Genomic DNA, 13,952 nt, shown 5'->3' with positions numbered 1-13,952 from the left:
CTTCTATTTGTTTTAGTCCATTGTCTTTTCGTTTATAATGAAAGCAAGAGGTGAGACAAATGAAGCAGACTTCCTTGTGTCCCCGGCTGCAAAAAAGCATGGATATTATCGGAAAGCGTTGGACCGGTCTGATCATTTACCAACTGCTTCAGGGACCCCAGCGATTCGGCGCCATCGAAGCCTCCCTGCCTCTTAGCGGAAGACTTCTGTCTGAGAGGCTGAAGGATCTGGAGCAGGAGGGCATCGTGCGCCGGGAAGTATTTCCTGAAACGCCGGTACGGATTCAGTACTCCCTGACCGAAAAAGGAAAAGCGCTGGAATCGGTCATTCGGGATCTGGAGAATTGGTCCCGGGACTGGATTGAGACCGAACCCAAATCATCCACATAGATCATTAGATCGCCGCATGAAGGGGGATCGGCCGGGCCGGTTTCCCTTTTTGCGTGATATGCTCTAAACCTTGCGGCCGACGATAACCAAATCACGTAGTATGCCATCCATATCGGCTACTCCGGGCAGGAGCCCCCAGCGCTCGAAGCCGAATTTCTCCAGAAGCCCCAGGCTTGGCCCATTGTGCCCAAATACCAAACCGACCAGATTGCTTATGCCAAGCCGCCCGCATTCCTCAAGTGCTTTGCCCACAAGCAGGCTTCCGGCTCCGCTGCCTCTGTGTTCTTCGCCTACATAAATGCTGATTTCCGCTGTTCCGTTATAGGCCGGCCTTTCATGGAACGACTGAAAGCTCAGCCAGGCGGCGATTTTGCCGTCTTTTCTAAGCACCCACAGCGGGCGGTGGCCGCTGCCATGCTCATGGAACCAGTTGAGCCTGTCTTCCACGCTGACGGGTTCAAGATCGGCCGTAACCATCCGTCCCGGCACGGTGGAGTTGTAAATAGCCACAATGCCCGGCAGATCCTCCAGCGTTGCATCTTCAATACTGCTCTTTTGCCATTTCATCCATTCATTCCTCCATTTATCATAAACTAAACTTTTGTTTTACATAAGGGTTGTCGCGGACTACGAGAGATGCTTGGAGTTCCAACCTTTCTCTCCGCCGCTCCTTCTCTTATGATTCTTAAATTCATTTTATATGTCAAGTTGCGGTTGTTGATTATATGTGATGTTTGCAGTACGCTGCTGGCGAAAGTTCAACAGTGCTATAATATATTTTGAAAGGAAGTGAATGGGGAGATCTCCCGAAAAAATGATGAAACTCTCAGATTCGGTAATCGCGCTCAATGTACCCATGCTGTCACCCGTTCTCGGTCCCACGGAAATTTACCCGGCGCTGCTGAAGGATGAAGACGGTCTGACACTGGTTGACACCGGCATGCTCGGGCAGTTCGATGAACTGAAACAGGCAGTCGAAGATGCCGGAGCGCAAATATCCGATATTAGGCGCGTCGTTATTACCCATCAGGATATCGATCATATCGGGAATCTGCAGGAACTCGTGAACCGGATACCCGGATTAGAGCTTCTGGCCCATGCGGACGATATTCCTTATCTGAACGGCAGTCTCCCGCTGGTCAAATTTACCTCGGAACGGATCGCGCAGATGCCCGGCGGGTTCAAGGATCTGGCCCTTCATTTCCTTGAAAGCCTGCCGGGCCTGGGCAAGTTCACGGTTCTGCAGGATGGAGACATGCCGCCTTGGGGCGGCGGCGCGGAAGTCATCCATACGCCGGGACACACCCCCGGTCATATCTGCCTCTATCTGCCAAACGACAAGCTGCTGCTGGCCGCCGACGAACTACGCGTCGTGGACGGCAAGCTCGCCGGACCCGTTGAATGGGCGACGCCGGATATGCCCCTTGCGCTGCGCAGCCTCCGTAAGCTGGAGGGACGGCCGATTGCCCGAGTGCTCTGTTACCATGGCGGCCTATACGAGGGCAGTCCGCAGCCGCTTATTGAAGAGTTGGCCTGACGTTTTTGCGATAGAGCGAGAATCCATTTTGTATCGTGAATTGAAGGGAGATTAATGTACAAATGAATGAAGCTCTGAACAGACTCGAACGGGAAATGGCTCCGGAAGGGCTGGACGCCCTGCTGATCACCGATCCCAAGCATGTATATTACTTGACAGGATTTGCCAGCAACCCGCATGAGCGGTTTCTCGGTCTGCTGCTTGGCCGAGGCGAGGAGCCGGTGCTCATTGTTCCCGCGCTCGACGCTGAATCTGCACATGCATCCTCAACTGTCTCTAAGATCGTCACTCACAGCGATACGGATGATCCTTACAGCCTTCTGAAGAATCAACTCGGACCAAAGCTTGGGAAGCTGGGCATCGAGAAGGAGCATGTCTCGGTGGCGCGCTTCGAGCTTCTGTCGAAAGCCGCCCCTGCGGACAGCTTCGCCGACATTGGTCCTCTTCTGCGCCGTATGCGCGCCATCAAATCGCCGGGGGAAATTGAGCGTATGGAGCATGCGGCCCAGCTGGTGGAGGAAGTGCTGCGCCAGGGGCTTGCCCATGTGAAGGAGGGAGTGAGCGAAATCGAGCTCGTTGCGGAGCTGGAGTATTTGATGAAAAAGCTCGGCGCCTCCGGGCCCTCCTTCGATACAATGGTGCTGTCCGGGCCGAATACGGCCCTCCCGCATGGCGTTCCCGGTAGACGGCTTATCGCGCCCGGCGACCTGCTGATGTTCGATCTCGGCGTATTCGCGGACGGCTATGCTTCCGACATCACCCGCACCTTTGCCGTGGGGGAGACGGACACCGAACTGGTCCGCATCTATGATACCGTGCTGGCCGCCAACGAAGCCGGAATTGCCGCTGCCAAAGCCGGCGCCTCCTACGGTTCGGTCGACCAGGCCGCACGCGCCGTTATTGAAGAAGCGGGGTACGGGCCTTATTTTGTCCACCGCGTGGGCCACGGCCTTGGCATGGACACTCACGAATACCCTTCCCTGCACGGCCTTAACGGGGACATCATGGAGAGCGGCAATGTCTTTACGGTGGAGCCCGGGATTTACGTGCCTGGACTCGGCGGCGTGCGGATTGAGGACGAGGTGCTCGTTACGGAAGACGGCGCCCGGACGCTCACCAGCTTCCCTAAAAGCTGGACCGTACTGGAGCTCTGATTCCCGGCGGCGCGGCAGCAGAGGCGGGAGCCTTCTCCTGCCAGACCGGGCATTCCCTCTCCGCCTGTCCGTACGCATAATGTCTCTTCAAAGGCAGAGATCTCCTGCCTTACTGCTAACCAAAAGAGAGCCAGCGTGTCACAATGATGCGCGGCTCTCTTTTTTTATAAAGTATTATGTGCGTCCCTTGAAAAAAAGAAAAGTCGTGAAATATTCCGCAAAAATCATTGAAGTACAGAAAATTACACCTTACATAGGCCATTCCTCCCTATTCAACCGACGGTTAATTTTATAGAATAGTATTCATGCACGTCCCCCCATGTCTTTATGCCGGGTTGAAAGGCAGGATAATAGACCTAGCTATCAAGAACAGACGCTGGCTTACCCACCTGATTGCAGAAACGAATACCGGCTCAACAAAAGCCGTTTCCGTTTATCCTAAAAGCATGACGGGGATCATGGAAGCATTAGCTTGTACATTTTTCATTTTTAAAAAGGAGAGAACCGCATGTTTCGGATCAGTCATTCCATCGGCCGGAGATTTATGTTGTTATTGCTCGCTGCCCTCTTGTTCACTTCGCTTACGCTTAGTATCAGCTTTTACTTTATCTCCATCAATACCATCAACAGCTACGTTGTCCCGCAGATCGACAAGCTTCTCGGCTCTGCATCGCAGGACGTTTACAAACAGCTGAACTCGACTAACGCAATGCAGGCCCGCACCAACGAACAGGCGGCGACGAATGTGGAATATTATTTCCACGATAAACGGACACAGCATAATGTGGAGACGATTTTTCTAGCAGAATACAAAGATGGAAAAGCTGTCGTCCTGAGTGCGGATCATGAGTCGGCGCTCAAACGGAAGGAAGAAATTCAGGTGACACCGGCTCTTGAGCAAGCCTCCAAGGGAAAGAGCGGCATCAGCGAAATATACTCCGACAGCCATGGCGTACATAAGACGGCTTACGTTGGCATTCCGGGAAGCGCCCTTGTGATCGGTGTCAGCGCGGACATGACATTCGTTAGGGATAAGATGACGAGCACACTGTGGACCAGCGCCGGTATTACGCTGCTGGCCCTGGTTATCAGTATGACCGCAGCTGTGTTCATGAGCCGGCGTATTACCCGTCCGATCACCCGGCTTGCGGCATACAGCAACCAGTTGGCCGAGGGTGATTTCACCCAGGAATTGGATATTAATGGCCGTGACGAAATTTCCCGGTTGGCCGAGAGCTTCCAGACGATGACGCTGCGCTTGAAAGACTTGATCGGCGAGGTACTGAGTACCGCAGACACCGTTATGGAGGATTCCAACGAACTAAAGGAACGCGTGGATGGCATCCGGGATATGGCGGAAAGCTCCAGGAAATCCGCTTTTGAGATTGGTAAAGGAAGCACGGCAATCGCAAGCAGTGCGGCAGATAACGCCCGGGCCATGGAAGAAATCAGCTTGGGCATCCAGCATATCGCTTCGGCAGCGGGCGAAGTGACCGAGCAGATTCATGAAGCCTCCGCCGAAGCGGTTAGCGGCAACGACACGGCTCAAAGCGCTGTCGAACAGATGCGCCAGATTGGACGGGCTTCCACAAAATCGCTGGAGCAGTTCCGCCAAATGGACGAGCAGTCGCAGAAAATCGGCGGCATCGTCCAAGGCATTTCGGAGATTACCAAACAAATCCAAATGCTGTCCCTTAATGCTTCCATTGAAGCGGCGCGGGCAGGCGAGCATGGCCGCGGCTTCGCCGTCGTCGCTGGAGAAGTTCGCAAGCTGTCGGAGCAGTCCAGAGAAGCCACCGAGCAAATCCGCGAGTTCCTTCTCCGCCTCCAGGAGGAAATGCAGCGTTCTGTGGTCAGTATGAACGAGGTTAATGCCGAGGTTGCGTCCGGCGTAGGCAAAGTCGAGGAAGCGGGCAACGCCTTCGACCACCTTGCCATACTCATCCAGAGCATCAACCAAAGCGTTCAGTCCGTATCCGCAGCCACCCAGCAAATTTCGGCGGGAACCGAAGAAGTAACCGCATCCGTAGAGGAAACTGCGCAGATCACTAAGAAATCGCAGGCGGGCGCTGAGATCCTGGCCGACAATTACCGCAGCCAGCAAGAACAGCTCGATGGACACGCAAAAACGGTGGAGCATTTATACGGACAGACGCTCAAAATGCAGGAAGCGGTCCGGAAGTTTAAAATTTAACGGATGCCCGCCGGAAGACAGGGATGCCATAAACCGTCCGATCCGCCGCAGCGCCTCGGCTAGCTGCCCGGATGAAGCGGCATAAGAGCAGCGGACATGCCCCTCTCCTCCGGGCCCGAAGACCGAACCGGGTACAACTGCGACACCGGCTTCGCTAAGCAGCCGGAGCGCGAATTGCTCCGAGGTCAGCCCGGTTCCGGCAACCGACGGGAAGGCATAGAACGCGCCGTCCGGCATATGGCAGGGCAGGCCAATCGCATTCAGTCCCTCCACGAACAGGGTCCGCCGCGCATCAAAGGCGGCTTTCATCCGGTCCTTTGCCTTAAGTCCGCTACGCAGCGATTCGAGGGCGGCAATCTGCCCCGGAACCGGAGCGCACATGGCGGTGTACTGGTGGATTTTAAGCATCGCGGAAGACAGTTCGCCGCTGGCGCAAGAATAGCCTACCCTCCAGCCGGTCATGGCGAACGCTTTGGAGAATCCGCTGATAACGATCGTCCGCTCCTTCATGCCCGGCAGCGCCGCGATGCTGAAATGCTGTCCGCTGTAAGTCAATTCGGCGTAGACCTCGTCGGAAATGACAATCAGATTATGCCGGGCGGCAAGCTCGGCAATCGGCTCCCAATCCCTGCGGGTCATCACCGCGCCGGTCGGATTATTCGGATAATTGACGATGATCGCCTTGGTACGCGGGGTAATGCTCCGCCGCAGGGCCTCGGCTGTCAATTTAAAGCCCTCTTCCCCCTTCACCTCAACGGGAATAACGGTTCCTCCGCTCAGCGTAACCATCGGAGCATAGGCCACATAGCCCGGTGACGGGATGATCACCTCGTCTCCCGGTGAAATGACCGTCCGCAGCGCGATATCCAGCGCTTCGCTGCTGCCCATTGTTACGATGATCTCAGCAATGGGATCATAGGAAAGCCCGAAGCCGGCGCTTAAATACCCGGCAATTTCCTGGCGGAGCTCCGGAAGCCCCGCATTCGAAGAGTACCCCGTTTCTCCCCGGTTCAGCGCGGAGATGCACGCCTTACGTACAGACTCCGGCACCCGGAAATCCGGCTCGCCGACTCCGAGCTGGATCAAGTCCTTGTCATCTGCACATTGTTCAAAAAAAGCGCGGATGCCCGATGGGGGCAGCTCCCGGACATCCTGACGAACCCATTCACCGGACATAGACGGGCACGCCCCTTTCCTTCAACGAAGCGGAGATGATAGCATCCAGCAGACCGCTGAATGTCAGTCCGGCGGCTTTGGCGCTCCTGGGCAGCAGGCTGGCCGAAGTCATGCCCGGCAGCGTGTTCACCTCAAGCACGAAGGGAACGCCGTCCGATAGAATCATATCGACCCGGGCGTACACGCTGCATTTCAGCGTCCGGTAACAATCCTGAGCGATCCGCCGCACCTTGTGCTCCAGTTCGGCGGGCAGAACGGCAACTTGCTCCTGCGCTCCATTCTCGGTGTATTTGGCGTCATAGTCGAACCATTCCGCAGCCATAGGGACGATGCCGATGATCGGCAGCGTCTCTCCATCCAGAATGGGACAGGTAATCTCCATCCCCGGGACATAGCGCTCTACCATGACCGACCGGTCCCAGCGGAAAGCCTCCGTTACGTCGGCCCGCAGTCCGTCCGGCGAGTTCACTTTGGCCATGCCGATGCTGGAACCGCCAGAGGAAGGCTTAACGATAACCGGATAACCAAGCTTCTCTACCGCCTCAGGCGCAAATTCGTCAATATGGTTCCAGCACAGCCAATCGGCGACCTTGATGCCGGCTGCGCGCAGCAGTCTTTTGGACATATCCTTATCCATGCAGATGGCGCTGGACAGCACGCCGCTTCCCGTATACGGAATGCCCAGCGATTCCAACACGGCCTGCACGGTGCCATCCTCGCCGAACGCCCCATGCAGCGCCAGCAGCGCAAGATCGAGGCCGCGCACCTTCTCCGCCAGTTCTCCCTTCTTGTTAATGACGACCGGAACGGCCTCGTATTTGGCAGGGTCCAGCATTTTTAACATCTCCTCGCCCGTCTTCAGCGAAATCTCTCTTCCGATGATATGCCGCCCATGATCACACCAACCTTCATGTCTATCGCTCCTTTTCGTTAACCGGTTCATCCAGTACTCATACAAGCCTATTCATTCTGTTGCCGCCAGCTGCCTTCATTCCTTCCTTGGCTATTCATCAGCTCTCTTGCCGCTTCGCCGATGATGGCGATTCCCTTGCGAATATCCTCATCGGCCACTCTGGAGAACCCAAGGCGCAGCGTGTTCCCGCCTGTTCCATCCGTATAGAAATTGTCCCCCGGTGTAAAAATCACGCCTCTTCGCGAGCAGGCCGCCAGCAGCTCCCTGGTGTCGAAGCCATGCTCAAACGCCATGAACAGATGCAGCCCGCCATCTCCCGACAGGGTGGAATAGGGAACAAGTTCGCGGCAGCACGCAAGCGTCCACTCGTATTTCCGTTTATATTCGGCCCGCGCCCTGCGTAAATATTTTTCCAAATTGCCGTTATGCAAATATTGATACAGCAGCGATTGGTCGAGCGTCGAGGTATGAATGCTGCGGGCCCGCTTAATGCTCTCCAGGGTGCCGATCAGCTTCCGGTCCGCCAGCACCCAGCCTACTCTAAGACCGGGAAACAGCACCTTCGAGAAGCTTCCTATATAAATGACGCCATTCCCCGCGCCCGCCATGGCCGCCAGCGGCGATACATGCGAGCCGGAGTAGCGCAGTTCCTCGTTGAACCCGTCCTCGATGACGGGAATCCGGTATCGGTTCATCAGCGTCATCAGCTCCAGCCTTTTTTGCAGGGAGGTCACGATGCCCGTCGGGTTATGATAGGACGGAACGAAATAGGCGAGGTCGTACGCCCCTTCCGCAAGCGCCTGTTCCAGACCATCGATGCTGATGCCGTCCGGTTCCATCGCAATACCCTTGATCCCGAAACCGTGCAGCTTTAAGTTTTTGATGGCTGTATTATGAGTCGGGTTCTCGCACAGCACCATGCCGCTTTTTTTACGGATCGCCGACAGCACGATGTCAAAGCCTTCGGTGAAGCCGCTCGTCATGAGCATATCTTTATCCTGAGTATCCACGCCCTTGCGGGCCATATATTCCATTAAATAGTCGATCAGCGGCTTGTAGCCCTTGGCATAGCCGTAATTCAGCAGCACATTTCCCTCCACGGCCATCCGGTCCGAAAAAGCGCGCTTGACGCTGTCCAGATCGAACAGCTTCTCGTCCGGCGCGATGCTCGTAAACGAGATCGTTCCTTTCGCGGCCCGGATGCCGCGCTTCATAAGGTCCAGTTCCTCCGCCAACTGAGCATATTCGCTCACGTGCTCCGCCCAGTCCAGCTTCAGGCCATCGTCCGCTTCCGTATTACCGGCTACCCGCACGGGCGACACCGCAGCGGCGAAGCTGCCCTTGCCCTGAACCGTGTAAGCGAAGCCGTCTTCCTCAAGCTCCGCATAGGCGGAGATGACCGTATTGCGGCTGACGCCGAGCAGCCCGGCGAGTTCTCTTGTTGCGGGAAGCCGCCGGTCCGCCTGAAGCGCTCCTTGGACAATCAGCCGTTTCATGTAATCCTTAACTTGCAGATAGACCGGACGGCCCTCCGCAAGCCTGAAATCATTGAACATACGAATATCTCCTCCACCGTTATCATGGCATATTTGCACAGGCAAAAAAAGAACCGCACACGCGGCGATTTTCACCGGTTGCGGTTCTGTGTGTCACAGTCCATTTTTAGAAAGAGATTAATGAGTTTCCTGTGCTTGCTGAATAGGCACATTTTGTTTTTTGGAGCTGAAGTTAAAAAAGATATTTAACAGTATGGCCGCCAAGCTTCCTGTAATGATTCCATCGCTTACAATAATCTTGATGCCCTGAGGCAATTGTGCAAACAAATCCGGGACAGCGGTGACACCAAGACCCAACGAAACCGAGCATGCCACAATAAGAAGGTTGGATTGGTTGCTGAAGTCAACGGCTTGCAGCATTTTTACTCCTGACGCAACAACCATTCCGAACATCACAACCGTTGCCCCGCCAAGCACAGCGGTAGGAATAATCGTCGCAAAAGCGGCTATTTTCGGGATGAGCCCGAGAGTGATTAATATCCCTCCAGCGGCAACAACAACATTGGTTGTTTTTACTTTTGAAAGCTGAACAAGCCCTACATTTTGAGCAAAGGTGTTATAAGGGAAGGCATTCACAATTCCTCCCAAAATAAAAGCCAACCCCTCGGCACGGTATCCCCGGGCCAAATCCTTTTCATTTATGGGCTGATCGCAGATTTTACTTAGAGCGAAAAATACGCCCGTTGATTCGATAATGACAACTGTACCTACAATGATCATCGTGATAATTGGACCTATTTCAAATGAAGGTACTCCAAAGAAAAAGGGCTTGGGTAAATGAAACCATGAGGCATCCTGCACTGCGGAGAAATTAACCTTGCCCATAATGGAAGCTGCAACAGTTCCGGCAATAATTCCAAAGAGAACCGACAGAGACCGTATAAAACCGCGAGTATAACGGTTAAGCAGCAAAATAAAAATTAGCACGCCAAAAGAAAGTGCCAAATTTTCCAAACTCCCAAACTGCTTGCTGTTCGCGCCGCCCGCCATATTTTTAATTCCGGTGGGAATTAACGCGAGGCCAATAATGGTAACCACCGTACCGATGACGACTGGAGGGAAAAACTTAACGATTTTACTAAAAAATACAGCGCATAGCATGATAAAAATACCGGCCGCGATAATAGAGCCGTAAATAGCTGTAGCCCCATACTGCGAACCAATGGCAATCATCGGTGTAACAGCGACAAAAGAACTGCCTAACACAGCCGGTAAACCAATCCCGAGCCATTTGCCTTTGCGGGCTTGCAGTAAGGTTGCGATTCCACAAGTTAACAAGTCGATAGACACTAAATACGCCAACTGCTCAACCGTTAAATTTAGCGCTCTCCCAACAATTAAGGGTACTAGGATCGCTCCAGCGTACATCGCTAACACATGCTGAAGACCCAGTGAAAAAATGGTCATCCTTTTTGTTTCTTGCATTCTAACCGTCCCTCCCCAAAGTTTAAAATTAAGTAGTTAAAAATTGTAATTCATATTATATGCGCCATTTACACAATTTTCATTATCCATCGCTTATATTAGTCAACATGTATAAAGATAATTCGTTTTTATGTGTACATTAAACAAAAAAATAATATACCTCATTAATGAATGTTGTATTATGGTATGGAAGAAATGAATTGGATTAATTCTTGTTACTACGGAGGTATGGATATGCTCTTTATCGATAATGCCGGAATTACGGACCCGTCCATCAATCTGGCTATTGAGGAATACGCGCTGAAATTTCTGTCCATGGATGAGAGCTATTTGCTGTTTTATATCAACAGCCCGTCCATTATTATCGGCAAGCATCAAAATACAATAGAAGAAATCAATCAGGAATACGTCAAAGAGCATCATATCAAGGTCGTGCGGCGGCTGTCGGGGGGAGGCGCGGTCTATCACGATCTAGGTAACCTGAACTTCAGCTTCATCACTAAAGATGACGGCGAATCGTTTCATAACTTCCTGAAATTCACCCAGCCGGTCATCGATTACTTGCAGAGCATGGGCGTTAACGCGGAGCTGAGCGGACGCAACGATCTTCAGGTTGGTGAGCAAAAAATTTCCGGCAACGCCCAGTTCTCAACCCGGGGGCGCATGTTCAGCCACGGTACGCTGATGTACGACCTGAATCTGGATGACGTGCAGGCGTCGCTGAATGCCAATCCGGAAAAATTCAAGTCCAAGAGCACCAAATCGGTCCGCAGCCGGGTCGCCAATATTAAGGATCTGCTTGGAACGGACATGACCATCGAGGAATTCCGCGCGGGCCTTCTCCGGTCCATCTTCGGGATGGAGCCTGCCGAGGTGCCGCAGTACAAGCTTAATGAGGAGGATTGGGTTCAAATCCATAAGATCTCGGCGGAGCGGTATCAGAACTGGGATTGGAACTACGGCCAGTCGCCGAAGAGCAATGTGAAGCATGCGGTTAAGTTCCCCGGCGGAATCGTCGATATCCGGATGGAGCTCAAGGACGCGCGGATCGAGGAAATCAAGATTTACGGCGACTTCTTCGGTGTGGGCGATGTGGCTGATGTGGAAGACGCCCTGCGCGGCAAGCGGTATGAGCAGGAAGAGGTCCGGCAGGCACTCTCCCGCCTCGATCTGAAGCATTATTTTGGCCGCATCGAGCCGGAGGATGTTATTGGTTTGATCTTTCTAGAGGAATAGTCCTCAGGATTAGCGGACAAAAGCAAACGAAAAGCGCCCCGCAATGAATAATGCCGGGACGCTTTTTTATGCTTGGAGTCCGTTCTGTTTAACCTGGTTGAGACTTGATACGGAAAGACAAAGGTTTGGCCACAGCTAGCTCCGTGCGACTTGCCGTATGAAGACATATTCCCGTTTAACCTGATCGTAGGTGATCCGGTACCTTTTATTCGCTTCAAGTCCCAGTAACCGAATCACCCTTGGGTTTAAGCTGAAGGTATTGTTGAACACGTCGTTTTCCGTCAATAGCACGAAACGCAGTCTCTTTCGGATATTTCCGCGCCTTAAGGTAATGAGTTCCCCGCCCCTTAAGTAGTTGCCGTCCTTCCTTGCGATTCCAAGTCCGATTGCCACCCGGTCCCGCAGCATTCTGGAATTGGCAGTGAGGAGCAAGGTATCGGCCGTCACTCGTTTGCGGCACATGGTTAAGGTTTTGGTCACGGTATTGAAGGTGAAAGTGAACCGGGTTTGATTACGGAGCCGAAATATCCGGGCAAGCGCTCTGCTGACTCTAAGGGAGTTGGCAACGCATTCCGATCCCTCGCCTTGGCGTATGGTTACCTTTCTCGTGATTTTCCCGCGACGCAATGTGACCACCGTTCCGTCGGGGATGATTTCCAAATTGTTATCGAATGCACCGCCGCAAATGGAGTTCAGGGTTACGGTATCAAGTTCATTTCCACCGGTTATAAAGATATCTACAATACTAGATACCGTCTTGGATACCATCACACGTTTTCTGGTTGTTGAATGTATTCGAATCATCTCCCTAATAACGCAATTCTAGATATACTATGCATTATCAAGGAAAATGGAGTGTGCCCCCCTCAAGAAAAAAAGCGGAGGATAGCTCACAGCACAGGCTTTTTGCGATGTTTCGTTCTTTGCTCAAAAGAATAGGCTATGCGAATTAGGGCAGGTTCGCTAAATGCTGTTCCAGCAAAAGTAATCCCAAAGGGTCTGCCGTTCTCTCTATACCCCGCAGGGATGGCAATGGACGGATAGCCCGCTTTGGCGCAAATATCCGCTCCAATATAAGCAGGAAACATGATCGCATCTAATTGATAACGTTTTATCGCATAATCGATTCCTTCGTTCTGAGCAAGATGCAAATCCATTATGGATTCCAGGATGTAATCTTTATTTTTCAGGGGATCGGTCAGCCTTTCCCGGAATTCTAATAGATCTTGACCGTATTTTAGAGCTTTTTCAGCATGCTCCTTATTCCATTCGATTAGCTCGGACAATGAATGGATCGGCATGTGTGCCGGAAGATGCTGCAGATAATTCTCTATTCCATGTTTGAATTCCAGATTCATCTTATTCCACTGCCATGGTCCATGGAACGAGGGAATATCTATCTGTTCCACTACTTCCGCTCCTGCTTTAATCAAGTCGGAGACTGCCTGGTTAAATAGCGCCTCATCATACTCGCCAGATTCTCGCACATGTTCAGGCACTTCACAAAAGACTCCGATTCTCGCTCCGTATAATCCCTCTCTGTCCAGGAATGCGGTATAATCCTGCTTGGTATGACAGCTTTCATTCCGCCCAGTTGCTGGATCTTGCTCATCCCTCCCAACTAATGCACTAAGCAGAATTGCCGCATCCGAAACCGTTCTTGCCATCGGCCCGGCCGTATCTTGGGAGTAAGAAAAAGGGATGATCCCCGAACGGCTGATTAAACCGACGGTCGGCTTAATGCCCACGATAGACATTTGTACGGCCGGACTTAGAATGGAAGCAGAGGTTTCTGTACCTATCGCCGCCGCTGCGAGATTCGCCGCAACCGCAGCCGCCGATCCGGTACTAGACCCGCCTGTGAAAAATTCACCATAAGGGTGCGTGACTTGCCCCCCCTTTGAACTGTATCCTGCCCACATGGTGGAGGAAACGCCGTTGGCCCATTCTGTCATATTGGTCTTGCCCAAGATGACAGCTCCTGCTTCTCTTAACCGCCGGATCAGAAAAGCATCTTCCGTGCTTACATGCTGTGCCAGTGCTAACGCTCCCGCGCTAGTATGCATCTTGTCTCCGGTTTCGATATTGTCCTTCACAAGAATCGGAATTCCATGAAGAGGGCCTCTACTGCCCTTACGCTGCCGCTCTAAATCAAGCGCCTCTGCAATGAAGATGGCATCGGGATTGATTTCCATTATTGAATTAATCTGAGGACCATCCTGATCATACTTTGCGATGCGGGATAAATAACAAAACACTAATTCTCTTGAGGTAGTCTTTCCATGTGCCATCGCGTCTTGTAAATCGAATATGCTTGCTTCTTCTACATCGAAGTTTTGTATCTTAAAAAGATCTTCCATATACACGCCCCA

At 52.6% G+C, this 13,952-nt stretch carries 12 protein-coding genes; 5 read left to right on the top strand and 7 right to left on the bottom strand.

The genetic code is table 11. The annotated features are described in order from the left end of the window. Nucleotides 1-59: 59 nt before the first annotated feature. Complete coding sequence (locus tag PDUR_RS07260; protein WP_042205686.1) at nt 60-389, top strand: winged helix-turn-helix transcriptional regulator; 330 nt, start codon at nt 60-62, stop codon at nt 387-389. Nucleotides 390-452: 63 nt separating this feature from the next. Here PDUR_RS07260 and PDUR_RS07255 read toward each other — a convergent pair whose 3' ends face one another. Continuing rightward, complete coding sequence (locus tag PDUR_RS07255) at nt 453-956, bottom strand: GNAT family N-acetyltransferase (RefSeq protein ID WP_042205685.1); 504 nt, start codon at nt 954-956, stop codon at nt 453-455. Nucleotides 957-1,203: 247 nt separating this feature from the next. Between PDUR_RS07255 and PDUR_RS07250 the strand changes: the two genes are divergently transcribed. The 3 genes from PDUR_RS07250 to PDUR_RS07240 all read left to right on the top strand — a co-directional run bounded on the left by PDUR_RS07250 (nt 1,204) and on the right by PDUR_RS07240 (nt 5,274). After that, nucleotides 1,204-1,926 (top strand): MBL fold metallo-hydrolase, encoded by a 723-nt coding sequence (locus tag PDUR_RS07250; RefSeq protein ID WP_330217247.1) that lies wholly within the window; start codon nt 1,204-1,206, stop codon nt 1,924-1,926. Nucleotides 1,927-1,988: 62 nt separating this feature from the next. Further along, nucleotides 1,989-3,080, top strand: a complete 1,092-nt coding sequence (locus PDUR_RS07245; RefSeq protein ID WP_042205683.1) for a M24 family metallopeptidase — start codon at nt 1,989-1,991, stop codon at nt 3,078-3,080. A 508-nt stretch (nt 3,081-3,588) separates the two neighbouring features. Then, nucleotides 3,589-5,274, top strand: coding sequence for a methyl-accepting chemotaxis protein (locus PDUR_RS07240; protein WP_042205682.1), 1,686 nt, complete (start codon nt 3,589-3,591; stop codon nt 5,272-5,274). Here the strand turns inward: PDUR_RS07240 and PDUR_RS07235 are convergent. The 4 genes from PDUR_RS07235 to PDUR_RS07220 all read right to left on the bottom strand — a co-directional run bounded on the left by PDUR_RS07235 (nt 5,221) and on the right by PDUR_RS07220 (nt 10,344). Beyond that, on the bottom strand, nt 5,221-6,450 hold the full coding sequence (locus PDUR_RS07235; protein ID WP_081949427.1) for an aminotransferase class I/II-fold pyridoxal phosphate-dependent enzyme: 1,230 nt from the start codon (nt 6,448-6,450) through the stop codon (nt 5,221-5,223). The two genes, PDUR_RS07240 and PDUR_RS07235, sit on opposite strands and share 54 nt — an antisense overlap. Further along, nucleotides 6,440-7,393 carry a D-alanine--D-alanine ligase gene (locus PDUR_RS07230; protein WP_330217246.1) on the bottom strand — a complete coding sequence of 318 codons (954 nt, stop codon included), beginning with the start codon at nt 7,391-7,393 and terminating at the stop codon, nt 6,440-6,442. Before PDUR_RS07230 ends, PDUR_RS07235 begins: the two co-directional genes overlap by 11 nt. 17 nt (nt 7,394-7,410) lie before the next feature. After that, nucleotides 7,411-8,919, bottom strand: a complete 1,509-nt coding sequence (locus PDUR_RS07225; protein ID WP_042205680.1) for an aminotransferase-like domain-containing protein — start codon at nt 8,917-8,919, stop codon at nt 7,411-7,413. A gap of 117 nt (nt 8,920-9,036) precedes the next feature. Continuing rightward, nucleotides 9,037-10,344 (bottom strand): nucleobase:cation symporter-2 family protein, encoded by a 1,308-nt coding sequence (locus PDUR_RS07220; RefSeq protein WP_042205679.1) that lies wholly within the window; start codon nt 10,342-10,344, stop codon nt 9,037-9,039. Between the two features lie 234 nt (nt 10,345-10,578). Here PDUR_RS07220 and PDUR_RS07215 point away from each other — a divergent pair, with 234 nt between their 5' ends. Then, nucleotides 10,579-11,580, top strand: a complete 1,002-nt coding sequence (locus PDUR_RS07215) for a lipoate--protein ligase (protein ID WP_042205678.1) — start codon at nt 10,579-10,581, stop codon at nt 11,578-11,580. A 135-nt stretch (nt 11,581-11,715) separates the two neighbouring features. On the opposite strand, the gene PDUR_RS07210 is transcribed toward PDUR_RS07215, so the two are convergent. After that, entirely contained in the window at nt 11,716-12,351 is a 636-nt protein-coding gene (locus PDUR_RS07210) for a hypothetical protein (protein ID WP_169744896.1), read from the bottom strand. 119 nt (nt 12,352-12,470) lie between these two features. Further along, the gene (locus PDUR_RS07205) at nt 12,471-13,940 is read right to left on the bottom strand and encodes an amidase family protein (RefSeq protein WP_042205676.1); all 1,470 of its coding nucleotides are present in this window, start codon (nt 13,938-13,940) and stop codon (nt 12,471-12,473) included. Nucleotides 13,941-13,952: the final 12 nt, after the last annotated feature.

This window comes from Paenibacillus durus (assembly GCF_000756615.1).
Lineage (GTDB): Bacteria > Bacillota > Bacilli > Paenibacillales > Paenibacillaceae > Paenibacillus_AQ > Paenibacillus_AQ durus.
This window is presented reverse-complemented; position numbering and strand designations above follow the sequence as displayed.

Coding starts and splice junctions, on each gene's coding strand:
- PDUR_RS07220 (WP_042205679.1), bottom strand. CDS start 10,344: ATGCAAGAAACAAAAAGGATGACCATTTTTTCACTGGGTCTTCAGCAT.
- PDUR_RS07245 (WP_042205683.1), top strand. CDS start 1,989: ATGAATGAAGCTCTGAACAGACTCGAACGGGAAATGGCTCCGGAAGGG.
- PDUR_RS07230 (WP_330217246.1), bottom strand. CDS start 7,393: ATGAACCGGTTAACGAAAAGGAGCGATAGACATGAAGGTTGGTGTGAT.
- PDUR_RS07250 (WP_330217247.1), top strand. CDS start 1,204: ATGATGAAACTCTCAGATTCGGTAATCGCGCTCAATGTACCCATGCTG.
- PDUR_RS07260 (WP_042205686.1), top strand. CDS start 60: ATGAAGCAGACTTCCTTGTGTCCCCGGCTGCAAAAAAGCATGGATATT.
- PDUR_RS07205 (WP_042205676.1), bottom strand. CDS start 13,940: ATGGAAGATCTTTTTAAGATACAAAACTTCGATGTAGAAGAAGCAAGC.
- PDUR_RS07240 (WP_042205682.1), top strand. CDS start 3,589: ATGTTTCGGATCAGTCATTCCATCGGCCGGAGATTTATGTTGTTATTG.
- PDUR_RS07215 (WP_042205678.1), top strand. CDS start 10,579: ATGCTCTTTATCGATAATGCCGGAATTACGGACCCGTCCATCAATCTG.
- PDUR_RS07235 (WP_081949427.1), bottom strand. CDS start 6,450: ATGTCCGGTGAATGGGTTCGTCAGGATGTCCGGGAGCTGCCCCCATCG.
- PDUR_RS07225 (WP_042205680.1), bottom strand. CDS start 8,919: ATGTTCAATGATTTCAGGCTTGCGGAGGGCCGTCCGGTCTATCTGCAA.
- PDUR_RS07255 (WP_042205685.1), bottom strand. CDS start 956: ATGAAATGGCAAAAGAGCAGTATTGAAGATGCAACGCTGGAGGATCTG.